At 60.0% G+C, this 25099-nt stretch carries 33 protein-coding genes and 1 pseudogene; 5 read left to right on the forward strand and 29 right to left on the reverse strand.

What is annotated here, in order from left to right:
- Positions 1 to 18 precede the first annotated feature (18 nt).
- The 5 genes and pseudogenes from nhaA to GEV38_RS20600 all read left to right on the forward strand — a co-directional run bounded on the left by nhaA (position 19) and on the right by GEV38_RS20600 (position 3763).
- Positions 19 to 1380, forward strand: a complete 1362-nt coding sequence (gene nhaA, locus GEV38_RS20580) for a Na+/H+ antiporter NhaA (RefSeq protein WP_038410099.1) — start codon at positions 19 to 21, stop codon at positions 1378 to 1380.
- A gap of 38 nt (positions 1381 to 1418) precedes the next feature.
- Positions 1419 to 1499, forward strand: a pseudogene (locus GEV38_RS20585) (chloride channel protein); the annotation flags it as partial.
- Positions 1500 to 1921: 422 nt separating this feature from the next.
- Positions 1922 to 2248 carry a hypothetical protein gene (locus tag GEV38_RS20590; protein WP_173895935.1) on the forward strand — a complete coding sequence of 109 codons (327 nt, stop codon included), beginning with the start codon at positions 1922 to 1924 and terminating at the stop codon, positions 2246 to 2248.
- A 104-nt stretch (positions 2249 to 2352) separates the two neighbouring features.
- Positions 2353 to 3075 carry a hypothetical protein gene (locus GEV38_RS20595; RefSeq protein ID WP_173895937.1) on the forward strand — a complete coding sequence of 241 codons (723 nt, stop codon included), beginning with the start codon at positions 2353 to 2355 and terminating at the stop codon, positions 3073 to 3075.
- A gap of 121 nt (positions 3076 to 3196) precedes the next feature.
- Positions 3197 to 3763 carry a hypothetical protein gene (locus tag GEV38_RS20600; protein ID WP_173895939.1) on the forward strand — a complete coding sequence of 189 codons (567 nt, stop codon included), beginning with the start codon at positions 3197 to 3199 and terminating at the stop codon, positions 3761 to 3763.
- Positions 3764 to 3805: 42 nt separating this feature from the next.
- Here GEV38_RS20600 and GEV38_RS20605 read toward each other — a convergent pair whose 3' ends face one another.
- The 29 genes from GEV38_RS20605 to GEV38_RS20745 all read right to left on the reverse strand — a co-directional run bounded on the left by GEV38_RS20605 (position 3806) and on the right by GEV38_RS20745 (position 24955).
- Entirely contained in the window at positions 3806 to 4303 is a 498-nt protein-coding gene (locus GEV38_RS20605) for a DUF2514 domain-containing protein (RefSeq protein ID WP_173895941.1), read from the reverse strand.
- Positions 4300 to 4788: a glycoside hydrolase family protein gene (locus tag GEV38_RS20610; RefSeq protein WP_173895943.1), complete on the reverse strand. Its 489-nt coding sequence runs from the start codon at positions 4786 to 4788 to the stop codon at positions 4300 to 4302. The genes GEV38_RS20605 and GEV38_RS20610 overlap by 4 nt, the downstream gene beginning before the upstream one ends.
- 55 nt (positions 4789 to 4843) lie before the next feature.
- Entirely contained in the window at positions 4844 to 5176 is a 333-nt protein-coding gene (locus tag GEV38_RS27930; RefSeq protein ID WP_306130010.1) for a tail fiber assembly protein, read from the reverse strand.
- 58 nt (positions 5177 to 5234) lie between these two features.
- Positions 5235 to 5393 (reverse strand): hypothetical protein, encoded by a 159-nt coding sequence (locus tag GEV38_RS20620; protein ID WP_173895947.1) that lies wholly within the window; start codon positions 5391 to 5393, stop codon positions 5235 to 5237.
- A gap of 2 nt (positions 5394 to 5395) precedes the next feature.
- Positions 5396 to 5983 (reverse strand): hypothetical protein, encoded by a 588-nt coding sequence (locus GEV38_RS20625; protein WP_173895948.1) that lies wholly within the window; start codon positions 5981 to 5983, stop codon positions 5396 to 5398.
- 8 nt (positions 5984 to 5991) lie between these two features.
- A complete protein-coding gene (locus GEV38_RS20630) occupies positions 5992 to 7047 on the reverse strand; it encodes a hypothetical protein (protein WP_054572334.1) in 1056 nt (351 codons plus the stop codon).
- Positions 7044 to 10250, reverse strand: coding sequence for a DUF1983 domain-containing protein (locus GEV38_RS20635; protein WP_173895950.1), 3207 nt, complete (start codon positions 10248 to 10250; stop codon positions 7044 to 7046). Before GEV38_RS20635 ends, GEV38_RS20630 begins: the two co-directional genes overlap by 4 nt.
- Positions 10250 to 10648: a hypothetical protein gene (locus tag GEV38_RS20640; protein ID WP_103462627.1), complete on the reverse strand. Its 399-nt coding sequence runs from the start codon at positions 10646 to 10648 to the stop codon at positions 10250 to 10252. Before GEV38_RS20640 ends, GEV38_RS20635 begins: the two co-directional genes overlap by 1 nt.
- 2 nt (positions 10649 to 10650) lie before the next feature.
- On the reverse strand, positions 10651 to 11256 hold the full coding sequence (locus GEV38_RS20645; protein WP_173895952.1) for a hypothetical protein: 606 nt from the start codon (positions 11254 to 11256) through the stop codon (positions 10651 to 10653).
- The gene (locus tag GEV38_RS20650; protein WP_054572681.1) at positions 11256 to 11840 is read right to left on the reverse strand and encodes a hypothetical protein; all 585 of its coding nucleotides are present in this window, start codon (positions 11838 to 11840) and stop codon (positions 11256 to 11258) included. Before GEV38_RS20650 ends, GEV38_RS20645 begins: the two co-directional genes overlap by 1 nt.
- 45 nt (positions 11841 to 11885) lie before the next feature.
- Complete coding sequence (locus GEV38_RS20655; protein WP_173895954.1) at positions 11886 to 15131, reverse strand: phage tail tape measure protein; 3246 nt, start codon at positions 15129 to 15131, stop codon at positions 11886 to 11888.
- 53 nt (positions 15132 to 15184) lie between these two features.
- Positions 15185 to 15415: a hypothetical protein gene (locus tag GEV38_RS20660; RefSeq protein ID WP_173895956.1), complete on the reverse strand. Its 231-nt coding sequence runs from the start codon at positions 15413 to 15415 to the stop codon at positions 15185 to 15187.
- A 59-nt stretch (positions 15416 to 15474) separates the two neighbouring features.
- The gene (locus GEV38_RS20665) at positions 15475 to 15690 is read right to left on the reverse strand and encodes a hypothetical protein (protein WP_173895957.1); all 216 of its coding nucleotides are present in this window, start codon (positions 15688 to 15690) and stop codon (positions 15475 to 15477) included.
- A 23-nt stretch (positions 15691 to 15713) separates the two neighbouring features.
- Positions 15714 to 16055, reverse strand: a complete 342-nt coding sequence (locus tag GEV38_RS20670; protein ID WP_173895959.1) for a hypothetical protein — start codon at positions 16053 to 16055, stop codon at positions 15714 to 15716.
- Between the two features lie 12 nt (positions 16056 to 16067).
- Positions 16068 to 16568: a hypothetical protein gene (locus tag GEV38_RS20675; RefSeq protein ID WP_173895961.1), complete on the reverse strand. Its 501-nt coding sequence runs from the start codon at positions 16566 to 16568 to the stop codon at positions 16068 to 16070.
- A gap of 55 nt (positions 16569 to 16623) precedes the next feature.
- Positions 16624 to 17010 carry a DUF3168 domain-containing protein gene (locus tag GEV38_RS20680; RefSeq protein WP_121757697.1) on the reverse strand — a complete coding sequence of 129 codons (387 nt, stop codon included), beginning with the start codon at positions 17008 to 17010 and terminating at the stop codon, positions 16624 to 16626.
- On the reverse strand, positions 17003 to 17578 hold the full coding sequence (locus tag GEV38_RS20685; RefSeq protein ID WP_173895963.1) for an HK97-gp10 family putative phage morphogenesis protein: 576 nt from the start codon (positions 17576 to 17578) through the stop codon (positions 17003 to 17005). Before GEV38_RS20685 ends, GEV38_RS20680 begins: the two co-directional genes overlap by 8 nt.
- A 4-nt stretch (positions 17579 to 17582) precedes the next feature.
- Positions 17583 to 17762 carry a hypothetical protein gene (locus GEV38_RS20690; protein ID WP_173895965.1) on the reverse strand — a complete coding sequence of 60 codons (180 nt, stop codon included), beginning with the start codon at positions 17760 to 17762 and terminating at the stop codon, positions 17583 to 17585.
- Positions 17763 to 17770: 8 nt separating this feature from the next.
- Positions 17771 to 18097, reverse strand: a complete 327-nt coding sequence (locus GEV38_RS20695) for a head-tail adaptor protein (RefSeq protein ID WP_173895967.1) — start codon at positions 18095 to 18097, stop codon at positions 17771 to 17773.
- The gene (locus GEV38_RS20700) at positions 18097 to 18396 is read right to left on the reverse strand and encodes a head-tail connector protein (RefSeq protein WP_016715891.1); all 300 of its coding nucleotides are present in this window, start codon (positions 18394 to 18396) and stop codon (positions 18097 to 18099) included. The genes GEV38_RS20695 and GEV38_RS20700 overlap by 1 nt, the downstream gene beginning before the upstream one ends.
- Positions 18397 to 18615, reverse strand: a complete 219-nt coding sequence (locus tag GEV38_RS20705; protein WP_173895969.1) for a hypothetical protein — start codon at positions 18613 to 18615, stop codon at positions 18397 to 18399.
- Between the two features lie 51 nt (positions 18616 to 18666).
- A complete protein-coding gene (locus tag GEV38_RS20710) occupies positions 18667 to 19869 on the reverse strand; it encodes a phage major capsid protein (RefSeq protein WP_009681829.1) in 1203 nt (400 codons plus the stop codon).
- Positions 19866 to 20507: an HK97 family phage prohead protease gene (locus GEV38_RS20715; protein WP_009681830.1), complete on the reverse strand. Its 642-nt coding sequence runs from the start codon at positions 20505 to 20507 to the stop codon at positions 19866 to 19868. The genes GEV38_RS20710 and GEV38_RS20715 overlap by 4 nt, the downstream gene beginning before the upstream one ends.
- On the reverse strand, positions 20494 to 21705 hold the full coding sequence (locus tag GEV38_RS20720; protein WP_173895971.1) for a phage portal protein: 1212 nt from the start codon (positions 21703 to 21705) through the stop codon (positions 20494 to 20496). The genes GEV38_RS20715 and GEV38_RS20720 overlap by 14 nt, the downstream gene beginning before the upstream one ends.
- 2 nt (positions 21706 to 21707) lie before the next feature.
- On the reverse strand, positions 21708 to 23396 hold the full coding sequence (locus GEV38_RS20725) for a terminase large subunit (protein ID WP_173895973.1): 1689 nt from the start codon (positions 23394 to 23396) through the stop codon (positions 21708 to 21710).
- Entirely contained in the window at positions 23393 to 23938 is a 546-nt protein-coding gene (locus GEV38_RS20730; RefSeq protein WP_173895975.1) for a terminase small subunit, read from the reverse strand. The genes GEV38_RS20725 and GEV38_RS20730 overlap by 4 nt, the downstream gene beginning before the upstream one ends.
- Before the next feature lie 157 nt (positions 23939 to 24095).
- Complete coding sequence (locus tag GEV38_RS20735; RefSeq protein WP_173895977.1) at positions 24096 to 24434, reverse strand: HNH endonuclease; 339 nt, start codon at positions 24432 to 24434, stop codon at positions 24096 to 24098.
- A 2-nt stretch (positions 24435 to 24436) separates the two neighbouring features.
- Positions 24437 to 24628, reverse strand: a complete 192-nt coding sequence (locus GEV38_RS20740) for a hypothetical protein (RefSeq protein ID WP_173895979.1) — start codon at positions 24626 to 24628, stop codon at positions 24437 to 24439.
- Between the two features lie 3 nt (positions 24629 to 24631).
- A complete protein-coding gene (locus tag GEV38_RS20745) occupies positions 24632 to 24955 on the reverse strand; it encodes a phage holin, lambda family (protein ID WP_047594930.1) in 324 nt (107 codons plus the stop codon).
- Positions 24956 to 25099 lie beyond the last annotated feature (144 nt).

Below are 25099 nucleotides of genomic sequence, written 5' to 3' on the forward strand. Positions count from 1 at the left end.
GCGGGAGTACTTGCGCCTATGCAAAAAAAGGAATTGTCTCGCGCCCAGGAATTGGCCGAGCGTGCCTTCGCCAACCTTGAACGCTTTCTGCACATTGAAGCGGTCAGCGGCATCGTTCTACTGGTTGCAGCTATTGCTGCGCTTATCTGGGCCAACTCCCCGGCTGCCGAAAGCTACGACGCCCTTTGGCACACACCGTTGACGATCGGCGTGGGTTCGCTGATCTATTCACAGTCGCTGCATTTCTGGATCAATGATGGCTTGATGACCATCTTCTTCCTTGTCGTGGGCATGGAGATCCGTCGCGAGATCCACGAGGGCGCACTGTCCAGCCTTCGGCAGGCCATGCTGCCCATGGCAGCCGCCATTGGCGGTGTAGCCGTACCCGCGCTCTTCTACCTGGGTTTTGGTCACGCTGCGGCGGAACAACAAGGCTGGGCCGTACCGACGGCTACGGATATCGCCTTTGCGGTAGGTGTCCTGGCGCTGCTCGGCAAGTCGATCCCGTCCAACGTCCGCGTGTTTCTGCTGGCCCTGGCCATCATCGATGACATCATCGCAGTACTGATCATCGCGTTCTTCTACTCGGGCGGCCTCGATTACAGCGGTTTCGGGGTTGCGCTGATCGGCCTGCTGATGGTGATCGGGCTGCAGAAGATCGGAGTGGGTTCGGCCTACGCGTACATCATTCCCGGCTTTGTCACCTGGCTGGGCATCCTGTTGACCGGAGCCCACCCCACCCTCGCAGGCGTTGTGCTGGGCCTGATGACGCCAGTGGTCGCAATGCCGATGCGCGAGCGACCACTGGATGCAATCAGCCGATTCACCGGAGAGCTGCTGGGACGCGCCAGGGCGCCCGAGCGCGATGCCAGCGACCTCATGGACCCGTTGAAGCGCCTGCGCCTGGCCCAGCGCGAACTGGTGCCGCCAGTGGTGCGCATGCAAGGCACCCTGCACCCTTGGGTAGCCTTCGGCATCATGCCGGTGTTTGCCTTGGCCAATGCCGGGGTAAATCTTTCGGGTGTCGATTTGTCAGCCGAGGCCCCGCAGTGGGTGATGATCGCCGTCGCTGTCGCTCTGGTAGTTGGCAAACCCTTGGGCATCGTCAGCGTCAGTTGGCTGATGGTCCGCTTGGGCTGGTGCGCGCTTCCCGCCGAGGTGAGCTGGCGCAGCATCACCTTGGTCGGGCTGCTGGCCGGCATCGGTTTCACCATGTCGATCTTCATTGCCAATCTCGCCTTCGTCGATCCTGGCGCGCTGGGGGCGGCGAAACTTGGCGTGCTTTCGGCATCGGTGATTGCAGCATTGCTTGGCCTGGCCTGGGGTGCATACAGCATCCGTAAAGCATCTGCCATGACCAAAGCAAGTTCGATGACCTAGAAAATCTGACTGGCGACCCACTTCTATCACGCAAGTGGGGTTCGATACTTGCCGGGGGCGCAGCGGGCATTGCGGCGGCCTTAAACGCGCCTCTGGCCGGTATGGTGTTTGCCATTGAGTAACCAAGCCACACGTTCGAGCAACGCCGGTGCTCTTTGCCGAAAGCTGTGCCGGACACGGCCTCGCATGTTCAATTTCTGCCCTGAATTTGCCCTAACCCAATGGCCAGAAACGACAAAGCCCCCGAAAACTTTAACGTTTTCGGGGGCTTTGTTTACTTCGTGTATGGCGGAGAGATAGGGATTTGAACCCTAGGTACTGTTGCCAGTACAACGGATTTCGAATCCGTTTTCGCCTTCATGTTTTTTCGAGGAAATTTCATAAAGCCCAACAAAATCAGCATCTTAAACGAAGCATGACGCAGCAGAACTCCACATCATTGGGGGGATCAATTCCCCCAAAATTCCCCCAACATCCGCTCGTTGTCCTGCCTTGACATCGCTAGTAGCATGCTGCCACCAACTGACACAGGGAAGGCGCTATGAAGCTCACGCTCAGAGGCTGGGGTAGAGAAACAACCCAGCATCATCATCTTGTAAAGCCAGTCGCTAACGAAACGAAGGGTTACCACCCCAAAGCCCAGGGACCGATTTTCTGGCATGACGCTGTGACCGCCTATGGGAAGATCGAAAAAGCGGCACTCAGCGGGTCTTTTCTAGTAGAGATGAAGTTCGAGGACATTGAGCTCGAAAACTGGTTGACTCAGTTCGCAAAACTCAAGCCCGAGGAGGCCCTACGCATGATCTCTAGGGCACAGGCAGAGGCCATTATTGCGCTTCATACGTCCGCAGGGGTGGATGAAAATTGAACAAATAGAGCTCTAACTGACATATGGCGAGGCAGCCATACGCCATCGTTACCTCGCCATGCCAACGGCAAGACCTTACTCCTAAATTAGCAGAATATCTTTCAATGAAATTAATTAAGCTATTAGCCACCGGATTAACAGTAATAGGTGGGATAGGCGCTATCATTGGATTGGCAATTGACTCATCCGACTTCATGGAGAAATTTTTCTACAAGCACGAGCTATGGACAGGGAAGTTCTCGACTACGACTGAATACTCTATTATTACCGGAGACTACCCTGAGATCCCAGAGGAGCAGCCACGATTCATAATCAATATTAACTCCAGCGAAGGGACGGGAATAGTAAGAGGCGAGATGTTTTCTGAAAAAATTTGCAAATTCAACCCTGTCACTTGGTATTTCTATATTGACAGTGAAACCCCCGACTACCTAAGCCTAGGGAAATCCAGAAAGTTTATTCTCAGCTATTTAATGCATTCTAAGAAGGTTCCAATAGCGGAGCTTAGAATCACCATGTCAGAGCCGCACGATGCACCCACAGTGATGGAAATAAAACCACTATCCCTAGCTCCCGGACTAGAAATACCGGAAAAGGTTATCGCCGGAAACGAGCTTGCAGCCTATCAAGAAGACTACGATCACCTTCAAAAATACTGCGCAGATGTAAATAAAGACTTTCATTTGCAGATGATGGAAATATTCAAAGAGAGGCAGAAAGGATTGGGAGACAAACAGAGCAAGGGTCAGGACAAAGACCCTCAAAAACCTTCGCTCGTCTCGCCCAAGGCGCCAACCGCCGCTCTATCAGCGGCAGGAAGTAACTGACCCCTGTAGTTTGCCCTCATAGTCATACTCTGCCGGCGGTCAGCCAGCACCCACACCGCCCTCCGTGCAGATCAAAATGTGGCCATCATCCTCCTAACCATATCAAGTGCTAGAGACCCATATGACTGATCGAAATGCCGCAATGGGTACGGCTTTTAGAGCCGTGGCCCAAGCTCTTAAACATGAAACCGACCGGGGAACTGTCGTACTAGCAACTGCGTGGCTGGACGAATCCTTAACCAAAGTACTGCAAAAATTCATGCCGCCAAAAAGCGGCACAAAGGACGACCTGCTTGGACCTGGCAAGGCCCTCGGAGACCTTGGAACTAAGATCACATTGGCGTCCAGGCTAAATCTTATACCTGAAACGATGCGTAAGTCGCTGGACTTATGTAGAAAATTGCGGAACGATTTTGCCCACTTGGCTAGTGATCTGACATTTGACACGCCAAATGTACGAGACAGGGTGCTCGAATTATTCAATGAAAATAGCGAAGTCCTTAACGTCATGGGAGAATCGTTAAGAGAAGCTGGAATGAATATAGACAGCTTAGTCGAGCAACCAATAACGCTGAAGTCTATGATGTCCACTTTCAACACAAAAGAACTATTCGGATACACTTGCGCATTCTTAAATGCCGCGCTTGTGGCACTCCAGATAGATATTAGGCCCAACCAGCGCGCCTAACTTACTCTCTGAATCCGAATTTTGAACCAAGATAAAAATTTGCTACCTGATGAGTAATTCATACTCCCGCTGGCATTGCTCCCCCGCGACACGGGCTCGGTCATAAGCTTTCGCCAATTCTCCCGCTCGAGCATCAGCCCGTGCGAGCAGGTCGGAGAGCACCATGGCGGCGCGGGTGGCTGCCTGGCCTCTGGCGACAGCGGCGGTATCCGTGGTGGGGCAACTGATGGCGGCGGCGAGCTTTCCTGCTTCGTCGTGCAACCGCTGGCCAGCAGCATCGGCGCCAGCAGCGCCAGCATCAGCAATCGTTCGTTCTTCCTGAGCATGCGCTCTCACCTCCTCCTGCGCCGTGGCGCGTCGTTGTTCTTCCCGGCGCGCTGTCCGCTCGCCGATCACTTCAGCCAGGCGGTCGCCGCTGTCCCGTTCTGCCGACGCCTGGCCGGCCTCTACCCGCTCCACCGCCCTGCCGTGCTGGTACATGCCCCAATGGGAGGCCAGGAACACCAGCAGCACCAAACTCCTCACTGCCCAAGAAGTCATGCCGCCCCCCCGCCGAGCTTCTGCCACTGCGCCAGCAGCTTCTCCAACTTGTGCGGGTTCTGCCCATAGTCGTTGCCCGGGAAGCTGGCCCAGATGTTCGAACACTTGGCGATCGCCTGGGCAACCCGGCCGGCCTTGATGTCGTCCAGGGCGCGGCGCTCGCGGATCTGCTGGAGCGCGACACGGTCCTGATTCTCCGGGGTGAAGCCGCCCGACAGGCGTAGGCTCACCCGGTAGGCATCCCAGTAGCGCGCCAGCAGCTGGTAACGTCCGGCGGCGGTACTGGTCACCGGCTTGCCGTTGATTGAAAAGGTCAGCTTCTGCCGAGGGTGATCGAGATAACCTGCAAACAGGCCGCCCCCGTACAGCACGTTGTACCCGTCATCACTGCCATTCACGGGCGCAGTGCCTTCCGAGAAGGCGATCAGATCCAGAAACCGGAGCACGTTCGCGCCTCCGGCCTGGGCTTCGGTGAGTCTGGCCATGATTTCTCCAGGCAAAAAAATACCGCCAGGCGGCGGTCGGTGGATTTGTCGCGGATCAGGCCGGCGGCGCAGGCCAATCGATTTCGTTGGGGAAACCTGGCTGGTCAGGCAGACGATTCAGGGCAACGCGGTAAAGCTTCCACTCGGTCATCAGGCCGACTTCGGCGTCCGTGGCAATGCCCAAGTCCACAGCGTCCTGCAGCGGGATAATTGCCGCATCGGCAACAGCACGGCGCTGTGCAATCTCAGCATGGGCCAGCGCCAGCGCGTCAGCGGGCTCGGGCTCTTGGGGCGGCGGCAGGTCGGGCGGCGGCAGATCCTCGACGGAGACATGCAAGGTGATGCTGTGTAGCAGGTCGGCCGGCTCGCCATCCTTTGCCACGCTCACCAGCAAAACGCCGTCGGCGAAGGATGTCGCTACGGTGGCACGGCGTCCATCTGGTTAATCACATAGCCCCAGCCCTCTGGTGGCGGCACATGCCCAGCGTGCCCACCACCAGGTACTGGCCAGGGCTAAGGTGCTCCACGGTGATATCGGCCTTGCCGAGGGAGGTGATGTTAATGATCGAGCCGTCGCCGAGGATATTGATTGCTGCTCTTGCCATGTTCAGATCGCCTTCAGTGTGCCGTCAGCGGCGCGTGTGGTATTTCCGGTGTGATAAAGCTCGATCACCGGAGTGATCTCGTTGCCGTAAACCGACCAAATTTTGATGGTGCCTGTATTGCCTGGAAGCCCATACGGCCACGCAATTAACAAACGGTTGCCGGAGGAGCCGAACCGGATGGCTTGCTTATACCAGTAGCCGGTGCCTCCGGTGGGTGCGCCGGGCGCCCCTGGTTCATACAGGACTGGGGCGAATCCATGATCAATGTCTGCGTACCAACTCGTCGTTGAGGAAGACGACTTCGCATAGCCAAGCGCTTCAGCGGGTGGAACTTGCCCTACCCCCAATCCCATATTCGCCTGGGCGGCTGTGCCAAGTTCAAGCGCTACCCTTGCTGAAGCGGAATTGGTCGCGCCCGTGCCGCCCTTCGCCACAGGAAGTGCAGCAGGCAGCACTTTTGGCGCCCCTCCGGCCCCCAGCGCGTCATACAGCTCATCGAAGTTCGCATCGATCTTCACGTTGGCGCTGCGAGGCGTGTCTCCGCCCTGTCCGGTTGGGGCGCTACCGAGATTAATAGTCTGTTTTGCCATGTCTGATCCTATATTGGCTTCATTGGTCTGGAGGCGAATAGCGTTCGGCCATTCACGCTCAGCGGGTTAATGCCGTCGAAGTTCTCGCAATACATTTGGAGAACATCACGCCTACCAGGAAGGAACCCACCGTAATTAGCTCTGAAGGGCTGAGTGGTTTGGCCAACGTTTGTAACGGAGAAAAGCGCATTGGCGAGGACGTAATCAGCATAATTCCCGGTCCAAGCCATCTGCGCCGACGACGCGTAATAGCCTGTTCCGGTGATCGGCGTTCCTGCTGTCGCGAACGAGTTATTGGCTGGCTGGCTATTAAGCAGAGCCAGGTTGGCCGACGTGACGAAAGTCCTGTTCCCTGCCGCATCCCGCACTGATGCGCCGTACGCATCCACAGGCGTGTTTGGCACCATGTAGCTTGCACAGAACCAATTGATCATCATCGGATACAGCGCGGTGCTTCCGTGAGCCTGCTGGTTGTTGTAGGCCTTGATGCGGAACCCGGTCCAGTTGCCGGGAGATCCGGTGACGAAGAAGCTCCCAACCATCATGTAGTTGTCGGCATTCAGGAAGATCATCGGGCGCTCGTAGGTCGTGACCGGCTGAGGAAACGTCACAGTGCCATACTGGATCTGATTTGCGCTCCCAGGCCCCTGAAACCCAATATTCATCCGTCCGTTGTAGCGCACGCTGAGCACCCGGTTGATCGCGTCGATCTGTGTGCGGACGTTGTTGTTTGCCGCCCTGATCCCGTAACTGCCTGCTGCCGAAAACGGCTCTCCGCCCTGCGATAGGATCATCACCTGCCAGGTCCTGGTACCGGGCTGTCGCAGCTGCAGCTGTCCGGTAGTTGCCCAGGCAGGCGGGCTCCAGGTGTTGTCGCCTCCGTCAAACAGGGCATCAACCACAACAAAGGACGCCGCCTGGATCTCCGGTATTGCGATGTACTGGTCGAAGGCGTTGTTGCCGGCCACCTGCATCATCTTCAGCGAGCGAATCGGCGTGATGGTGGTGTCCAAGGTGATGGCCCCGGCCGCATCTCGCGTCCGAAGGCCGTACACGTCCGTCATGTCGTCATCCTCCCCACCGCCGTACGCTCGATGTTGTTGGCGTCGTAGACGTAGACCCCGCCGTTATTGATCAGCAGGCTGCCGCTTGCATCCTGCCCGCGAAGAGTGAACGTGCCGTTTACCATGTTCATCTCGATCAGCGGTCGTCCCTGTGAATCGACGGCTTGCGATCGCAATGTCATCCCGAGGATGATCTGCTGGATAAACGCCTGGTTGATCAGTGCGGTGTTGATGAACACCTGGCCGTTCTGCACCACCAGCGGCGCCACGACCTGGCCACCGACCTCATCCACCACTGCAAAGCGCTGGGCGAACGCGAGAAACTCAGAAGTCTCCCCGTTGCTGCCAAATGCCAATCCAGTTGTAACCTGCCTGCCGCCAGCAATTGTCTGCGCCTTGATGGTCACCTTCGCCTCGACTTTGCCGTCCAGGGTTGTGACTGCCTGGCTGACTTGCTGGACGGCAGCACTGGTCTGTCCCTGCTGAGCCTGGACCTGGCTGAACTGGGTGGCCGTGGAGCTCTCGAGGTCAACCACAGACTCACTGACCTGCTGTACCAGTGCATTGGTCTCGCCCTGGCGAACTTCGACCAGGTCAGTGCGCTTGGCCTGGGCAACATCGCCCTCGATCCTGGCTGACAATTCGGACCAGACGCCGACGTAGGTCTCCTCAGAACCCGCGAAGCCCTCTTCGCTACCGGCCATTGTCGGGTTTACCTGGGCGAACACACCGTCCAGTTTCTGCGCATTTGCTGCGACCTGGCCATCAAGGGTTTCAACCGCGCCCTTGATCTGGCTCAGGCCTTCAGCCGTTACGGCAAGCCCGGTTACCGGGTCGTTGACCTTTGACTGTACTGATTGAAGGCTCTCCGCCGTGGCTGTGATCCGGCCATCCTGCTCCTCGATGTCGACACGGTTCTGCTCAACCTGAGCGGCCAGGCCATTCGCCGATTCCACCACCTGGCCAATGTCCAGCCAGTAGCTCGGGTTCGGCGGCGCATTCTCTCCACCGGGCGCTGCCGGCACTGCTTGGATGGCCTGATACAGGCGCTGGCCACCGCGAACCGCATCACCTTCGAGGTAGGCCTTGCCCGGGTCGTAGGCCAGAGCGTCGACCAGGCCGTCGATCTCATCCCGAAGTTCACCGATACGCTCGTTGACCGAACCCGGGCCATTTCCATCGATCAGATCGATGCGCTCCTGCAGCGCTGGCCAAAGCTGGCCCTCTTGGATTTTTCCTTCCAGTGACGCAATCATCGTGCTGACATCCGTGGAGGTGGAAGCAGCAATCTTCAGGAATGCGCTGACGCCGTAGGCATTTCGCGAGCGGATGAAATAGTAGTAGTTGGTGAAGAAGGCCAGGTCAGTGTGCGTCAGGCTCAAGCCCTGGCCGAGGTACGTCGCCTGATCTGCAGTGACCTGCGGGTCCAGGCTGAAGAAGTACTCGTAGGTGCCGCCGTTCAGCCCGTGCTGCACGTTGCTCGGGAACAGGGTGATGGTGTCAATGGTGGACCTCACAGTGCACGCCTCTGGGATCGGAGGTCCGTCGATGTTCACTGTGATGCTGGCCTCGCCGGAGCGGGTCAGCGGGCCGAGGGCGGCAACGCTCATGGTGTAGCTGCCAGAGGGCAGGCCGGACAGCGGCAACTGCAGGGTGGTTGCCGGCACCTGCTGCGCCTGCACCGCAGTGCCGCCCTGACGGATGGTGACCGCATAACCCGTGACGATGCCGGCCGGCTGCGTCCAGCTCAGTACGCCTTGGGTGACTTCGGCAGTCTCGTCGGGCACCCAGGCCAGATTGGTCGGGCTGCCCAGGCCGCCGGCCGGTAGGTTGATGAAGCCGATGGGGTTGTACGGCTGGCCCACGGCATCATCAAATTGCGCTGCATCGTACTGCTGCAGCTGGGCGGTGCAGCCCTGGTCAGCGCCCATGCTCCAGTTGGTAACGATGAACTCGCCCAGAATGTTCAGCGACGGCAGGTTCACGCGCACGGCGCGGCCTGGCCGGCAGTTGTATCCCAGGAAGTTCATGGGAATGCTGATGGTGCCACCTGCGCGCCGGCGGCGAAGCTCGATGTTCGCCAGGCGCTGGGCCTGGTAGGCGTCCGTCACGTAGGAGAAGGTCAGCGTTTCTGCCGCCTCGCCGCCGTCCTCAATCACCCATTCGGCAACGCTGACCTCGGGGTAATCGGTCTCTGTCCACGACTGCGAGGTGTCGATGAAGGTGCCGCGCACCGTGTTGATCGCGGCATCATTGGTCGGCTCGGTGCTGCCGGTGATGGTGCCGATCACCATGTCCTCGGTGATTTCGAAGTCGTACGGGCCGTAGTAGGCCCCAGCCTGGAACATCCAGCGCCCGCCGACGCGAATAGTCCGGCCGCCGCAGGCAGCCTCGAGCTTCTGCAGCACGTTGGTACGCTGCTCGTCGGCGCCGATCACACAGCTGCTGCGGTAGCGCGGGCTAGTGGTGTTGTCAGGATTGGCGACAGATTCGTCGCAGATATTGGCACCGCTAGCGAACGTCTCGAACACGATCTCATCGTCCGGCACGCCGCAACGATTGCGCAGGTACCACAGGATGTGAAGCGCTGTGTTCTCGGTGTAAACGGCTGTTCCGCTGCGCGGGTCGTAAATGTCGTTGCGGCCACGGACGATGAAGCGTGCGTCAGGGATGCCAGAAGGGAATTTCTCGGCGCTGTACTTCAGCGACAGGCGCACGAACGACAGCCCACGGCCGATTTGCTCGTCTTTCCAGTCCGGGCAGTTGGCCTTGAGGAACGCGTTCACTAGGGTCGGGTTTACAACCAGCTCATAGGTGGCGTGCTCGCCGTAGGTGGCAATCTCCTCCTCGCCCAGGTAGATGTTCTCCAGCGCGTCGACTGGTCCTTCACAGAGCACGTACACCAGGTGCAGCCACTCGCCATCGGCTTGGTCGCCGACCTGCTCCTGCGCCCACACCAGCACTCCACCAGTGCTGACACGGCCAAGGATGAAGCGCGCCGGCGCCTTGGACGAGCGGACGGTCTGCGCCGACGGCTCGTTGTCGCGCATCGGCGACTTGGTGTTCAGCTTCTCCTGCTGCTCGGCCATGTAGAAGGCCATACCGGCGCCGGCCAGGGCGCCGAGCGGGTTGCCGCCACTAGAAATAAAGCCAACTACTGCGCCTACAGCTACCTGAGCAATCTTCCTGACGCCACCGGACATTATTCAACTCTCCAGACTGCAAGCGGATCGCACACCACGCGGGCGACCCCGTCGTCAGTGGTCGCCCAGAATTCATTTGCCCAATACACGGCCATGGACCGTCCGCCGGGCGCTTCGTAGATGGCGATGTCGCCGCGCTGGATGAAAGCTGGCGCCACCCGGGCGAAGCAGGCATCCCATGCTGCCTCAAGGCTGCCGTGCCGCTTCTTCAGCGCCCGCTTCGCCCCTGCCTCGGTCTTGTAGGTGCCGCGGTACGCCTCAGCCGGGTCGGTACCGCACACCGCTACCGCGCAGTCCGCCGCGAACAGGCAGCAGTCAAATTCGCCCCATGAAAAAGGCCGCTCTATGGCGGCCTTGATCACTTCGCTGAGGCGTGTGGTCCAGTCTCGGTAGCGCATGGCTATTTCTCGTAGGTGAACGTCGGAGCGTCCTTCTTGGAGCCCCAGTAGATGGGCCATTCGGACATTTGGGCGATGGCATAGAAGAAGCGGTCGCCTTGGTGGCGGGCCCGGTGGTTCTCGTCGGTGAAGCGCTCGGTACCCGTGCGGCTCCACTCGGCCATCCGGTCAACGATCGGGACGGTGATCTTGTTGCCGTCCTCGCCATTGCCGGCGTAGGAAAAGGTGGCTGCGTCCATGCGGCCAGAGAACAGGATGTCGGCGGCATAGCTGCCGTCCTGATCGAACACGACAAACATCAGCTTGCCGTTGCGACCCCGGCACCCCTTGAGCGAGGTTTCGGTGATGATCTGGGTGTCCAGGCCGTTGAGCGTCAGGTCAATGGACATGGGAGATCCCGAGTTGCTGCTCTCCTGCGACTGACCAACCGCGCCGAAGGTGCCGACGCCCTGGTAGGTGATCCCGTCGATCACCAGGTCGCCGGTCCCGGTATGTGCGAAGACCATCCCGTCGGGGAAGTCCAGCTGGCAGGCATAGACCGCCATGAAGTTGCCCTTGGCGATGATGTCGACAACCGTCTGGCTGAACGGGAAAACGCTGGTGGCCATCAGAATGCCTCTCTGAACTGCAGGGTAGAGTTCGAGACCACTGGCTGGGTGGTCCATTCGTTGGTGTCGTCCATGCGGCGCATCTCGCAATAGGGGTTCTGGTACTCGACCGGACTGCCGGCCGGTATCACCTTGCGGATGCGCTTGTTCACCGAGATCAGGGCATTGCCGGCGGCGTCGGAGGAAGCGTGCTCCACCACCTCGAACATCTCACCGCCGATGGTGATGAGATCGCCGCGGCTGAATACCGGCCGGCTGGCCAGCATGCCCTGCAGCTGCATGATGCTGGACTGGGCATTGGCGACCGCCACCGTCGGCGTGCCGATATTGTCCGTGCGCGCCCGGGTGAGATACGGGATATTCACCGTGCCGAACATGCCATGCAGGCGGCCCAGCAGCGAAGTCAGCTCGCGCTCATCCTCCTCGTACAGGAAGCCGAAGGTCATGGTGCACTTCCAGTAGGAGCCAGGCTGAGCCACGATCTGCTGAGCATTCGACAGCGAGGAAGTGAACCCCCGGTTGTTGTAGATGACGCCCCAGGTGACCTCAGTGGGCTCCAGGTCCTCGGGCCATTCCTCCGCCATTGGTTCACTCCAAAAAGAAAGCCCGCCGAAGCGGGCTGTACGTTGTTACCGGCGCTGCAGCATCTGCCGCCCGGCGCCATTGGTCTTGAAGTCTCGCAGCATCAGCTCGTAGCCATCCCGCGCCCCCTGCTCGGCGGCACGCCGAACATCGGCCACGGTTGCTGCATTGGCTTGCCCACCAACCTGAATGTGCTGAGTGATGCCACCGAATGAGATCGAGGACGCCCCGCTGTCACCGCCGGCCTTCATGGCCACCACCCCCAACGAGCCGTCAGGCCCGCGCGCCAGCGGCATGATTGCCTCCGGCCCGGCCTCCGCGAAAATGCCCGCTCCCTTGGCAAAGGCGAACATCTGCGGGCTGTCGTGCACCTGGTTGGAGAACGAGGACAGGCTGGGCGAGTCATAGACGCCGCCTTTGGCGTTGGGAATGACCTCGCTGAACCCTGTCATGGTCCCCTCACCAAGCGCGGCGCTGCCGCCACCGAAGAAGCTGAAAGCCCCGCCGAGGAAGCCCACCATGGCCTTGCGCACCTGAATGCGGATCAGGTCCTCGACGACCGAATCGGCGAAGTCCTTGAACGACAGCTTGCCGGTTTTCACGAACTGCGTGAGCGCATCCTCGGCGCCGCTGAACATATTGCCAAACAGGTCGCGAGTCTGGCCGGCAACATCGGCGGCGCTGTCGTGGTAGTCGGCCCAGGCCGATGTAGCGCCGTTGCTCCACTCAGCCTGCGCAGCATCGATCTTGGTGAATCCATCCCGCTGCGCCTGGACCAGCTTGTCGCCATATTCCTGCCGGAGCGCGATCTGCTTCTCCAGTTCCTGCCGCTGCTTCTCGGTCGAGGCCGTGGCCAGCTCATCCCGCAGCGCAAGGATTTTGTTGTTGTTGTCCTGCTCGAGCGCAAGGCGGGCCTGCGTGCGCTGAGCCTCCTTGTCTCCCATCCCGACAGCTGCGGCTTCTGCATCGGCCTGCTGTCGGGCGATTGCGAGCTGACGCTCCAGGTTGGCCTGGTACTTCATGGCCTGCGACAGGCCGGTGGAGGCCTGCACCGCCGTGTTGAATTGATCAGCCAGCCAGGCGACACCGCGACCGTACTCCTCCTGGGTGATTTTGTTGTTCTTCAGCAGGAGATCGAGGTTGGCGACCTGCTTCTTGAACTCATCAGTTGCAGCTCCGACTGGGTCGAAGGTCTTCTTCAGCTGATCGTAAGCCGTGGAGGCCTCCTTCAGCTGCTGCGTGAGCTTCGCCTGGGCCTGGGTGCTGTCCTTCGTTTCATCCTTTGCTGCTTTATCGGCTTCCTTCTGGGCATCAACTGCCTTGGCACGATCGCGGATTTGCTTGGCCAGAGCGCTCTCAGACTGGATCTTGTTGTCCGTGATGAAGCGCTCTGCCGCTTCGACGGCTGTCTTGTCCCTCAGTTTGGCGAGCTGCTTATCCAGGGTTTCGAGATAAGCCTGGCCAGCACTGTTCGCCTCTGTCTGGGAAGAGCTATTCGCGCCGGTCGAAACCGTGTTGCGATTCGTCTGGTCGGTCAGATCGGAAAGCTTTGACTTGAGATTCTGCAGGCTTCCACTCAAGTCGGAGGCCTTGATCTGACCAGTCTCGATTGCTCGGGCCATGCCCTCAGTAACGCCTGGCATACCCCGCAGCTCGTCGGCAACTGCTTTCCAGTCCACCGCAGTGCCGGACGAAGCATCTTTGGCCGCGGTGCGCACCAGGTCGATGGCCTTCTGCGCTTCCTCAGGAATCGGAGCCAGACCAGCAATGAAGCCATCAGCACCAGCGGCGCCGACGTTGCGCAAATCGCTCTCGAACTTGTCCGCAATGGCTCCGGCCGCCTGAGTAAGCTGGCTCTGGGTGTCTTCGATCTTGCCCTGCAACTCCCGTAGCGCCACTGCCTGAGTCGCGCGATTGAGTTTGTTGAAGCGTTCCAACAGCTTGTCGAGTGGATCGGTCAGGTCGCCAAGCTTTTTCTCCAAGGAGTCGGAGTTGTCCCGCAGCGTTAGGAACGCGATGCCGGCGCCCACGGCCAATGCCGCCAGGCCAGCCGGTCCGCCAAGCACACTCATCAAGCTGGAAGAGACACCCTTCAAGCTAGCCTGGGCTACTGCGAGTCGGTCAGTCGCAGCGCGCTCAACCATCCGAGCCTCAGCAAGCTGGATTGACATCTGAGTTTGAACAGCGGTGCCTTTAGCTGCAATTGCTTCTTTTTCGGCTCGAATCACAGCCGACTGGGCGGCCTGCTGGTTGGCGATCGCCACACGAACGGCGGTCGCGGCCTGGGCGATGTTTGCATCCGAAGCCTGCTTTGTCGAAATCACCGACTTTGCAAGGTTCGACAAATAGCTAAGGAAAGATGCCGCTACTTTGGCGCCCATCACACCAAGCAGGATGTTGAAGTTGTCTATCAGGAAACCAATCGCCGACCCTAGAGCCTCTGACGCCCCGTTGTCGGTCATAGATTGCAGGCTGCGCGTGGTCGCTTCGATTGCAGGCAGCAATCCAGTTACTAGCTGACGAGTCGCGCCAGCCCAGGAGGTTTCTAGATCAATTACGGCTTGATTGACTTCAAGGATGCGACGAATGTCCAGGCTAGAAAGAACTGAACCAGCAGTCTCAGCGCGGTCGCCGGCCTCCTTGAATCCCTGGCCGGTATTCTTGAGCAAAGGAACTAGAGCTGTCGCTTCGTCAGCCATCTGCTCCATGTAGGAAGTAATTTGCTGCTGACTTGCCCCAGCCTTTACGAGAGAGTCGTAATAAAGCTGCAAAGCCTGAGGGCCGGACAAATTTCTAAAGCTCTCTGCCGTGACGCCAACCTGCGGAGCAATCTCGTTGAAGAAGTCCTGCAGCTCGCCGCCGCCGCGAGAGATGAACTCGCCAACACGATCAGTTGTGTCTTTATAAATATCAGCAAGCTTTTCCTGATCAACACCTACCAACCGAGCACCCGCAGCTAGGCGCTGAAAGTCTTCAACCGAGGTATTGGCCAGATTGGATAGGTTCTGCACCTCTTGCGCGTAATGAAGGGTGCTGCTGGTGATCGCAACAAGGCCCGCGACCGCCCCTGCTGCTGCAATGCCAACGCCTGCGAATGCGGTGCTGACAGCCTTCTGCAGAACAGTCGAATGAGCCTCGATACGATCAAATGCATCATCAACCTGCTTGAGACTGTCGTCGATCTTGCTACTGGTTTGCGAGACGCTCGACTCTGCTCTAGCCATTTCCTGCCGAAGCTGAGCAGTAGTTGCTTCAATCCGAACGAGCATGCCCTGAATATCAGTATCAGCCATGCGTTTCTCCAGGCATAAAAAAACCCGCCGGAGCGGGTTTGCATTTCTAGAATTCAGCGCTGAGCATTTCGCCTATTCGCTTCCTCGGCAATCTTCTGCGCTCGCCGCGCAACAGCCTCGGGGCTTTTCTCTCTGGTCATAAAGTGATGCACCGTCAACGCAACGCCAACGACTGCAATAACAACCCCACTAACAATCAGGAGTCCAGCATATGCTGGGATGATAATTAGTAGTGTCCACGGCGCAATCAAAACGATGATGACCAGCAGCAGAAATATTTGCATTGAGATCTCCCTGAGCTCTATTTTCGGCGGGCACGAAATCTGCTGAGTATACATCTTGCTCACGCCTGTTTGCGTCCGCTGAGGGCAGCCCGGAGCTTGTCGGCAACGCCCAGCGGCTTTTCGGGCTTGTCCTGAACCTTACCACTGCCGCCGAACGGATGAGTCATGCGTGCCCATTCGACCCGGGCATCCATAGCCAGAAACAGCTCAGGGAGCGGCGTGGTCCAGGCATCCTGCGGCGACCAGCCAAGCCAGCCCACGGCGACCGAGAACATACGATCGACGTAGCTCCCGTTCTCTACGGCGCTGACGCCGTCGCCGCCTGCTGCTTTCCCGGATCACCTCCCCGGGGGTTGTAGAGCGCATACAGGTAAGCCGTCGCCGCAGGCACCAGGTCAGCAACGCCCTGCTGCCAGATCGCCTCTGCCAGCTTTTCAACGGCCTCCTTGTCTTCCATGCCGGAGCCGGCAGCAAAGACGACGGCGACAGCATCAACGCCTACTGCGCGCAGCCTTTCGGACGCACCACGGAGCCCACCAAAGTGGGCCTCAATGGTGCGGACCGCCCTGAGCGTTGGCGACAACACAAGCACTCGCCCGCCCACAGTGACTTCGGTTGTACCGTGCAGAGTTTTGCTCACTGACGCCCCCTATCAGACAGCCGCGGCGGCTGGAATTTCCAGCACGTCGGAGTTGATACCCAAGGTGATATTGCGGCGCACCACGTTGTCGGCGGCACCAGGCGCAACGGTGTTGTTCATCACCTTGACCCGCATGTAGAAAGTGGTCGGATTGATGACCGGAGTGGCGGTCGGATCACCGTCGTTCAGGGTGATCTTGATGTTGTAGTCGCCCTTGCTGCGGTCCTTGTGCGCGGTCTTCACTGCGCCCTGGCCAGCATCACCGTTGTCCAGGCCGACGGTGATCGTCAGGTCGCCCGCGTCGGCAGTGCCTTTGTATTTGCGCACGCGACCGTCTTTCAGCGAGGTGAAGTTCACGCTGCTGAAGGTGTCACCGAACTCGCCCAGGTCCTCGATCTCGCCCACTTCAACGTAGGTGTCGGCCTTGTAGTCGGTCTCGGTGTTCGCGCCGGTCTTGCCGCCAATGAAGAAGCGGCAGCCGGCAGCTGTGTTCAGATTGTCTTCTGCGGGCATGGGTATTCCTCCAAAGCCACATTGGATAGAAGCCGCAGGGCGGCCGGTGGGTACTTCAGTGGGTAGTGATCACACGGATGGTGACTGCTCCCTGGTAGGTGATGCCGTCAGCATCGCGCTGGGCGTCAGCTTGCTCCACCCGAACAGACACGGCCCGCCCCACTTCAAGCGGTAGCCTGCGCTCATCGAGAGCAGCGATGATCTCGCCGTTGATTGCCTTCACCTCAGCCTGGCCGACCTTGTCGGACCAGACCGAGAGGTAGATCAGGCGCTGCTCACGCTTACGCCCGGAAATTGGCCGGATGTTCGTGACGATCTCCCGGTCAATCGAGATGTACGGCTTTGCCGTGTTCATGTCGGCGCCGTCGTAAATTGGGCAGCTGACTTCAGCCTTGAGCCTGGCGAAGATCGCCTTCTGTAAAGCAACTGATGGATCAGCCATTCCCGGTCCCCTGGCTAGCGCGGCTCAATGTGCGCCTGACGGCTTCCTCCAGGTCGGCCAGCACGAACTCACGGTTGACTTGGATCGATGGCCGGAGCCACGGATGGGCAGGCCGGGCCGGGATATCCGGGTACTTGCCGAAGAAGTTCTTGCCGTCGGACTTGTTCTTGGTGTCGCGTTGGCGAAGCGCATTTCGCCGTCCGCGCAGCTTCGACTTGTCGCGATTGTTGGTGTGGACTCCGCCGACAGCGTCAATGTCGGCACGTTGGTACATGGTGCCGGAGTAGCCCTTCGTGCCGTACTCAAGGAAACGCAGGTAGAAGTATCGCCGGCTGTCGCGCTTGCCCCTGATGCCGATCTGAGCGTCCAGCCCGCTCGGTGCAACATAGGCACGCAGTGCCCCTGACGCTGCTCCAGTGTCCTTGGGTATCAGCTGCTGCATGGTCTGCAAGACGCGAGCTGCAGCCTTTTCCATGGCAGGTTTGAGCTCGTTGTCCATTGTCTTGTGGATGTTGCGGAGTGTCCGGCGAAGTTTGATGTTGCCTGTCAGCCTGGACCGGCGAGCCACGGCCCTATTCCTTGGCCTGGTCGGCCTTCGCCGGCTTCGCGTTTACCGGAGGAGTGTCAACGATTGCCACCGCCCAGCCCCTGGCAATCAAGCCCTCAGCCTCTTCTTTCTTCAGGTCGAAGATCTCGCCCTTTTCACGCTCGCCAGAGGCGCCGGTCAGCGGCCCCAATGCTTGAATTTTCATGGTTCACCTCACGCGTTAGGAACGCTGGAGCACAGCAGCCGCAGCATGTCCCGTTCGTTATTGAGTAGCGGCGCCTCAACCTTGTAGGTCACGCCCGATCGCTTATCGGTTAACCGCCAGCCAGCGGCGATGTCTGACCTTGGCCGGGTGCGGATCTCGGCACTGATCACTGCCTGCAACTGCTCGGCAACTGGAGAGACGCGGCCAGTTGGCATGGCCACCTCAGCCCAGATCTCACCCATAGCGAGCCAGCCATCATCAAAGCCGCCGGTGTCGTTCTGCGCTCTGTGGGGCTTGGCCAGCTTCAAGCGATGCCGCATGGGTCCTGCTCTCATCAGAATCGCTTCCTGTACCAGAGCAACCTTTCGACTGCCAGAGGCATGGCGGTGGCGATAGTGCCGACGGCGACAGCCTCCCGGTTGGCATACCAGTGCCCGACCAGCAGCAGGATTGCCTGCTCGACATCACGCGTCAGGCCCATCTCTTCGGGCTCTACCGGGTCGACCTCGACCAGCTTGCGGTCACAGTGCTGCTCGACGTGGGCCTTGGCCGCTTCGACGTAGCCGCCGATCAGGGCGTCTTCTTCATCGCCGTCGACCCGCAGGTGCATCTTCACGTTGGCCAAGTCGATCATTTACTTGCTCTCTTTCGGGGCCGTGGGCTTGGCTTCCTTGGGCTTGGTTACCTTCGGCTTGCCGTTGGTATCCAGCTCAACGACCAGGCCTTTGCCCAGGATCGTATGGGCGTACTCGTCGTCGGCCTTCTCGAACTCCTGGCCACGCTTGACCTTGGCCGAGTCGGCGCCCAGCAGTTCGGCATTGCCGACGAAACCCCACAGAGCTTTGATGTGCATACTGCCTCCAGAAATAAAGAGGCCGGCGATGTGCCGGCCTTGAAGGATGGGTTAAGCGGCGACAGGGAAGTTGCCCTTGACCAGGGCTTCCTTGCGGCGCACGCCCAGGCCCAAGCGCTCCTCGACCAGCAGCGCCACTTCGTTGCGGATGAACTGGTCGTTGATCAGGCCCATCTTGAACTCGTAGGCCATGCGGTCGAACAGCGTGGTCGAGCGCGCAAAGTTCGCCACCAGGAACTCGCCGCCGGCGTCGCCATCACCCTCGTCCATGCTGTCCGAGGTGATCACTGGACGCCCCCACAGGATCGGAGTGACCAGGCCCTGCAGGTTGGCGAACAGGTAGCGGTTCTCGCCATCCTTCTGCAGCTCGATGTTCATCCAGTCGAGCTCGGTCATCACCACACCGTCGGCCGACATCAGCGACTGCTTGCGCACTTGGTAGATGGCGCGGCGGACCAGATCGATGGCGGTATCGCTCGCCTTGCTCAGCGCGGTGTTGTAACTGGTGGCCTGGGTCATCAAGCCGTTCAGGTTCTCGCCGGTACCATCACCCTTGAGGATCTGCGCCTCCTCCTCGAGCTTGAGGTCGTAGCGCAGCAGCTGCTGCAGGTAAGCGAACATCTGCGGCACGTCGGACAACACCTCATCGGTGGCAGGCATCCACACCGCGATTTTCTTCACCCGGTCAGTTTCGGTGGTGAAGGTGACGTTGCTGGTCGGTTTCAGGCCGCCCTCGGCCACCGGCTTGGCGCCACGGGTATGCAGGTTCTCGCGGAAATAGGTGTAGCTCTGGCCGCTGACCGGGATGGCGGTCAGCAGGTCGCGGATGCGCAGCTCCTGACGCAGCCCTGGCTGGATGACCGGGTCATAGTTCGGCGCCACGATACCGGCGCTGGTGACCTTCATCTCCTTCATGCTCGCCAGGTCGGACTTGGTGACTTCAATCTTGGCCTGGCTGGAGCCCTTCTGCTGCAGGCTCTTGTAGCTGTCGTCGCCCTTCACCAGGTCGATGAAGCTCTTACCCTCGCCCGGCTGGCCGCGCAGCTTGACGCCCTTCTGCTCCAGATCGACGACTTGGTCGATAACCTTCTGCAGTTCGCCCTTCTGGTCTTCGATCTGCTTCTTCAGATCGCCAGTGATCTGGTTGCCTTTCTCGACCTCGGCCATGGCCGCGTCATACTTTTTCTGCAAATCGCCGAAGCCGGTCTTCAGTTGCAGCTCCAGGGATTCCTTGATGTCTTTCACTTCGCTCATGGCGATACTCCGAAATGGTGGGTGAACAGGGTGGAAATTTCTTTCAGCTCATCCACGATCGCCGTGGCCTCGCTGCCGCCGTCACGGCGCAGCGCGGTGTAGCCGAGCGAAGCGACTGCCGCCGCCTCCTTCTGCGAGAGACCCATGCGTTCGCGCAGGGCCTTCTCGAAAAGCCTGATGTCCGACTTGACGCTGAGGACTTGAGCCTCGGGGTTCATGCCGAACGGTACGAAGGAGGCCTCCCAGAGTTCGGCCTCCTTGATGACGCGCACGCGCCGCCCGGCGCGCTCTTCGAAATCTGCCTTAATGGTGTTGAAGCCGATCGACATGCTGTCGAGGATGTCGGCCTTCATCAGCTCGTAGGCATCACGGGCATAGCTGACGCCCAAGTTGACCTGGCCCTTAAGCAGCAGACCGTGGTCGTCCTGGGTGTAGTCGGCGGCGCCGACCAGCCGGGTCAGGTCGTGATACAGCGCCAGCTTGAGCTTGCCAGCGCGCGTGGCCTTCACCCGGGTAAAGGCGCCGGGCAGGATCACGTCGTCGCCCAGGTCAACGTTGTTGAACACGGCGGCATAGGCCTCGAAGTTACCCGCCTCGTCCACCGCCTTAAGCTCGATCGGAACCTCAAGAGTCGCCATTGCTTTGCATCTCCCACCGGGTGACCCGGGCATAGTCGCCGCCCAGAGGCGGGTAGTTTTCTTTCTCGCGGACCTCGTCGATCGATAGCCAGCCTGATCCGCCCGAACCCCCGAGCGCAGCCTGGAAGTAGGCGGCCCGGCCCGCGCTGTCCGCGCGCAGCAGCCCTTCTACGACGAACTCGACGAAGCGCGTGGTTGTACGGAACAGCTTGTCGTTGAGCTCGTCCTCGACGGCGTCGATGTAGGGTTTCAGGCCGAAGGTGATGTACCCGGTGAGCTGCTGCTCCAGGTTCGAACCCATGATCGAGGTCTTGCCCGCGCGGTTGGCCAGCCACAATGGGACGCCGTAAATGCCCGCCAGTGCTTCTTCCTGAAACTGCTGCGACTCGATGAACTGCGCATCCTTCTGGCTGATGCCGGCCGGGACGATCTTCGGGTTGCCCTGCAGGACGGCCATCTTGCCCATGTCGTCGGCGTCGGCCTTGCGCACGTCGGGAAACTTCTTCATGACCATGGCCTGCTGGGCTTCGGTCAGGAACTGCTCGTAGATGACATAGCCGCCGGTGAAGCCGCCCTTACGCATGAATCGCGCCGACCAGCGCTGACCGGCCTTTGCCAGGCCCATGGTTTCAGCCTGGTGCTCGATCGGCGACAGGCCGGTAATGCCATCCATGCTGAACAGTTTGAAATGCAGCATGTTCTCCGGAGAGACCGGAAAGCGATCGCCCTTGCTGGGCGTCACCATGTAGAGCAGGTCCTCATCGGTGTCGATGCTGACCGTCCTTCCATCCAGCGGGATCAGCCCGATGGGGTCTCCATGAATGTTGCGCTCAATCAGGGCAAAGGCATTGCCACGCAGCGCCATGTTCACGACCACGAACTTCAAGAAGTTCAGCCGGGTCATGTACGGGTTAGGCTTGTTCAGCAGCTTCTGCGCCCGATCCTTGCCGTCGACCATTGCCCGGTTGCCGTCCTTGTCGTCGTATAGCTTCAGCGGCAAACCGCTGAGCGATTCGGACAGGATCTTGACGCAGGACCAGACCATGCTGATCGACAAGGCGGCCTTGGTCGTGACCTTAATGCCGGAGGCAGTGGTCTTGCCACCTACTTCCATGTCCACTTCGACGTAGTCGCCGGTGGTCGGGTCGGTGTAGCCGAAGAACCGCCAGGTGCTCGGGTTGTACCACTTGAATGACATGGTCAGCCTATGAGGTCAAAGAAGCCGTTGTTGAGGTAGTTGTCCATGCCGCCCTTGGCGTCGGGGTTGAGCGCCATCAGGGTCACTGCGTTGAACAGCGCCATGAGCGGGTCAATCTTTGCCGAGCCGCTGGCCTGCTTGGTGATGAGGATTGCGTTGCCTCGCGGTTCTACCCTGGCGTTACCGCAGCACCAGGCCATCATCGGCTGGCCGCCATGCCAGAGGCCGCCTTCGGCGAGCTTGCGCTCGGCGGTCTTGATGGCGCCGCCCAGCGTGTAGCCCTGCTTGACGCCGCCGATCTTCTCGCGGGGGATGCCCCTCGCCTCCAGCGCATCGAGGATCGCGCCGATACCCACCGGGTCGAGGCCTACCTGATCCAGTAGTCCTGCCTCCTCTACCTGGGCAACCAACTCGGCAATCTGATCAACGTCATCACCGATACGCTCCACCAAAGTGAGGTGGCCATCGTTGGCAAAGTCGCGGATACGCGGAGCCTCTGCCTTGCGCCGCTCGAGCACGGACGGATGCGCCCATGCGTGCGTCCAGGTCAGCCAACGGCGGCTATCCCGCTCACGCCCTACAGCAGCAAATCCGAGCAAGTCATCGAGGCCACCGCCGTCGATACCGATGTCGATCACTTCGCAGCGCTCGATCAGGTCCTCCAGCGTTCGGCAGCTCTTTGAAACTTGCTGCTCCCAGTAGTCCGCCCCTGCCCAGCGATCCGAAAGCAGTGCAAGACCGATCTCGACATTGAGGTGTTTTGCCAGGAAGCCTCGGAACGACTCCTCGCCGTCCATCTGAGCCTGGGCGTAGCCGCGCTCGATGAACGGTTCGTCTACCGACAGCCCCAGATTGGGGTTGGTGATATAGGCGTTGGAAAAGTCCCTGTGAGCGCCTGCGTCGAGCATCGCCTTCGGGAACTCGTACAGCACCGGCAAGAACGACTTGTCGACGATCTCACCATCACGAACCTTCCGGGCGTACAGCAGCTTTTGCCGGAACACGCCGGCAGGCGGCGCATCGGACTGAGTGGTAGCCCAGATGATGAAGCCTTCCGGCCGAGACGCCAGGCCGCCGGTAGCTTCGCGCAGCATCGCCTCGGCGTTGGCCCGCTTGCCGAACACCCACAGCTCATCGACAAACACGCCGATGGCCTTCTTGCCGGACACTGTCTCGCTGTCGGCAGCCACTACCTTGAGGGTGGCGTTGGTCTGCCGGTGAGTGACGGTGCGCAAGTGATCCTGCACCTTGAGTAAGGCGTCGAGCTCCTCGTCCGCCCGCACCATGTCGCGGATCGGGATGTAGGAGTTGTCAGCGATTTCCTTGGTCGGCGCCAGGATGATGAACTCGCCCGAGGGCCGCCAGTTCAGGATCAGTGCCGTCAGCATGATGCCGGCGGCGATCGTTGACTTGCCGTTCTTCTTGCTGATCAGCAGCATGAACTCGCTGACCAGGCGCCGGCCTTCGTCGGGGTCATACGCTCCGAAGATGGCTGCCACAAACTGGTTGACCCAGTCGCGCACAGTCTCGGACATCAGCGGACTGCCGGTGGCATCTACCATGCGGAGCGCACCGAACACATCGAGGGCTTCCTCGGCCTCGGTGGGGAACAGCGGCTTGAATGGAATCAGGCTCTGGCGCGCAACGATGCGCTGCTCCCAGTCGGGGCATGCAGTTGTCCACTCCATCATTTCACCGCCCTCAGCGGACCGCGCCGGGCGCCGAACTTACCGGTGGCTGCTTCGGCAGCCTTGTCCTTGGCCTGATCTTTCTTGCCGCTCTCCCCTTTGCGGGGGTGCACGAAGGGCATCAGGGCCTTGGCCGCATCGACGCGCAGTTTTGGCTCGGACCCAAGGTCGTTCATCACCGACAACAGGAAATCCTTCGGATCGCGGTGGAGCAGTGCCTGCATCAGGTCGAAACCAGCAGGCTCGGGCTCGGCATGCTCGTCCGTCGCAGCGGTCGGTTCGGTCGCCGACTCAGCTTTAGCCGATGGCTCCGTCGCGGGCTTAGCTTTAACATGCGCTTTAACATCTGCTTTAACATCTGGCGGCATCAGACCCAGAGCGCGCAGCTTGGCCAACTCGGCAGCTACGTCCTTGTCCTTCACCAGCCGAGAGCCCGCCGCAGACGCTGTCTTCTCGGAATAGCCAGCCGCTACAGCCGCGTCCCGATTGGACGCACCTTCCCTCAGCGCAGCGATGAATGCACGCTTGCGGGATGTTAAAGCCATTTAACAAAAATCCTGTGGGGGAAAAAAATCTGTACGTGGGGTCGGTGGCGGTCTAGCTACGTGAGAATCGCTATATTTTGACCTCCCCCCACCTTGGAAGCACGTCAGTGGCGTGCCTCTCGATGTCACAGCAGGCCTCGCGCCGTTCCGCTGGCGGTCAGCCCGTCAGGCCAGCAGCCTCCTCGGCCTGCTTGACCGAGTCGTGGCAGGGCTTGCAGAGCGGCTGCCAGTTGGCCTGATTCCAGAAGAGATCCTTGTCGCCGCGGTGTGCCACGATGTGGTCGACAACGCTGGCCGCTGCCGTTCGCCCTTGACGGGCGCAGTAGGCGCACAGCGGGTTGTCACGCAGATACTGTTCTCGCGCCTTCTGCCATCGGTAGTCGTAACCACGCTGGGAACTGGTCATGCCGCTTCGCCAGCTGCCAGGTGTGATCACCTTGACCCGCGACCCTGCGCTCTCCTTGATGCGAGAGCCGAGCGTCTTGAGCCTGGCCATGACTAGCGTTTCCGAGGTCGATTGAGTGCGCGGCGACCGCACCGAGCCAGGACCATGTCCTGCACCTGGTGGATAGCCATGCAGAACTCATGCTGCTCAAGCGGGTGCTCGATGGGCAGCTTCAGGTACTCATCCCATGCATCAGCGAGCAGCTGAGCAACCTTAGCTTCCTGTTCGGTGAGTTCGGTCTTCATGCCTCACCCCTGAGCCTTTCTAGATAGGAACAGATCGGAGTAGCCGCGAAGCTTCTCCACACCCATGAACCCGACAGCGCCGCCGGCGAATGTGGCCATACCCTGTGGCAAGCCCATCCATTCGAGCAGCGGCACCAGGGCCAGGGTGATCAGGCCGCACAGCGCACCTTCCAGCAACATCTGCCGACGGTTGCCTCCGCCATACATCACGCGGAATACAGCGATGGCGACCGACAGGCCGGCGGCGTAGAGCTGCGGCTGGTGGGCGATCACCCAAGCGATGAGTGCGGCCCAGAGGCCAGGGTCTTTCTCGGGCATCGGGGCCATCTCGATTCCTCCCTTTGCGGGGAGCGGAAAAAGAAAAGGCCCGCCGTTGTGGCGAGCCTAGGAGTGGGTGCGGAAGGCTGGGGCGACCAACCACCCAGCGAGAACAGTAGAGGAGCCTTATGCCCAGCGAGGTGGCTGCGCCTG

The organism is Pseudomonas sp. 13159349, from assembly GCF_013305685.1.
GTDB classification, from domain to species: Bacteria; Pseudomonadota; Gammaproteobacteria; order Pseudomonadales; family Pseudomonadaceae; genus Aquipseudomonas; species Aquipseudomonas asiatica.

Coding starts and splice junctions, on each gene's coding strand:
- nhaA (WP_038410099.1), top strand. CDS start 19: ATGCAAAAAAAGGAATTGTCTCGCGCCCAGGAATTGGCCGAGCGTGCC.
- GEV38_RS20590 (WP_173895935.1), top strand. CDS start 1,922: ATGAAGCTCACGCTCAGAGGCTGGGGTAGAGAAACAACCCAGCATCAT.
- GEV38_RS20595 (WP_173895937.1), top strand. CDS start 2,353: ATGAAATTAATTAAGCTATTAGCCACCGGATTAACAGTAATAGGTGGG.
- GEV38_RS20600 (WP_173895939.1), top strand. CDS start 3,197: ATGACTGATCGAAATGCCGCAATGGGTACGGCTTTTAGAGCCGTGGCC.
- GEV38_RS20605 (WP_173895941.1), bottom strand. CDS start 4,303: ATGACTTCTTGGGCAGTGAGGAGTTTGGTGCTGCTGGTGTTCCTGGCC.
- GEV38_RS20610 (WP_173895943.1), bottom strand. CDS start 4,788: ATGGCCAGACTCACCGAAGCCCAGGCCGGAGGCGCGAACGTGCTCCGG.
- GEV38_RS20620 (WP_173895947.1), bottom strand. CDS start 5,393: ATGGCAAGAGCAGCAATCAATATCCTCGGCGACGGCTCGATCATTAAC.
- GEV38_RS20625 (WP_173895948.1), bottom strand. CDS start 5,983: ATGGCAAAACAGACTATTAATCTCGGTAGCGCCCCAACCGGACAGGGC.
- GEV38_RS20630 (WP_054572334.1), bottom strand. CDS start 7,047: ATGACGGACGTGTACGGCCTTCGGACGCGAGATGCGGCCGGGGCCATC.
- GEV38_RS20635 (WP_173895950.1), bottom strand. CDS start 10,250: ATGTCCGGTGGCGTCAGGAAGATTGCTCAGGTAGCTGTAGGCGCAGTA.
- GEV38_RS20640 (WP_103462627.1), bottom strand. CDS start 10,648: ATGCGCTACCGAGACTGGACCACACGCCTCAGCGAAGTGATCAAGGCC.
- GEV38_RS20645 (WP_173895952.1), bottom strand. CDS start 11,256: ATGGCCACCAGCGTTTTCCCGTTCAGCCAGACGGTTGTCGACATCATC.
- GEV38_RS20650 (WP_054572681.1), bottom strand. CDS start 11,840: ATGGCGGAGGAATGGCCCGAGGACCTGGAGCCCACTGAGGTCACCTGG.
- GEV38_RS20655 (WP_173895954.1), bottom strand. CDS start 15,131: ATGGCTGATACTGATATTCAGGGCATGCTCGTTCGGATTGAAGCAACT.
- GEV38_RS20660 (WP_173895956.1), bottom strand. CDS start 15,415: ATGCAAATATTTCTGCTGCTGGTCATCATCGTTTTGATTGCGCCGTGG.
- GEV38_RS20665 (WP_173895957.1), bottom strand. CDS start 15,690: ATGTTCTCGGTCGCCGTGGGCTGGCTTGGCTGGTCGCCGCAGGATGCC.
- GEV38_RS20675 (WP_173895961.1), bottom strand. CDS start 16,568: ATGCCCGCAGAAGACAATCTGAACACAGCTGCCGGCTGCCGCTTCTTC.
- GEV38_RS20680 (WP_121757697.1), bottom strand. CDS start 17,010: ATGGCTGATCCATCAGTTGCTTTACAGAAGGCGATCTTCGCCAGGCTC.
- GEV38_RS20690 (WP_173895965.1), bottom strand. CDS start 17,762: ATGAAAATTCAAGCATTGGGGCCGCTGACCGGCGCCTCTGGCGAGCGT.
- GEV38_RS20695 (WP_173895967.1), bottom strand. CDS start 18,097: ATGAGAGCAGGACCCATGCGGCATCGCTTGAAGCTGGCCAAGCCCCAC.
- GEV38_RS20700 (WP_016715891.1), bottom strand. CDS start 18,396: ATGATCGACTTGGCCAACGTGAAGATGCACCTGCGGGTCGACGGCGAT.
- GEV38_RS20705 (WP_173895969.1), bottom strand. CDS start 18,615: ATGCACATCAAAGCTCTGTGGGGTTTCGTCGGCAATGCCGAACTGCTG.
- GEV38_RS20710 (WP_009681829.1), bottom strand. CDS start 19,869: ATGAGCGAAGTGAAAGACATCAAGGAATCCCTGGAGCTGCAACTGAAG.
- GEV38_RS20715 (WP_009681830.1), bottom strand. CDS start 20,507: ATGGCGACTCTTGAGGTTCCGATCGAGCTTAAGGCGGTGGACGAGGCG.
- GEV38_RS20720 (WP_173895971.1), bottom strand. CDS start 21,705: ATGTCATTCAAGTGGTACAACCCGAGCACCTGGCGGTTCTTCGGCTAC.
- GEV38_RS20725 (WP_173895973.1), bottom strand. CDS start 23,396: ATGATGGAGTGGACAACTGCATGCCCCGACTGGGAGCAGCGCATCGTT.
- GEV38_RS20730 (WP_173895975.1), bottom strand. CDS start 23,938: ATGGCTTTAACATCCCGCAAGCGTGCATTCATCGCTGCGCTGAGGGAA.
- GEV38_RS20735 (WP_173895977.1), bottom strand. CDS start 24,434: ATGGCCAGGCTCAAGACGCTCGGCTCTCGCATCAAGGAGAGCGCAGGG.
- GEV38_RS20740 (WP_173895979.1), bottom strand. CDS start 24,628: ATGAAGACCGAACTCACCGAACAGGAAGCTAAGGTTGCTCAGCTGCTC.
- GEV38_RS20745 (WP_047594930.1), bottom strand. CDS start 24,955: ATGGCCCCGATGCCCGAGAAAGACCCTGGCCTCTGGGCCGCACTCATC.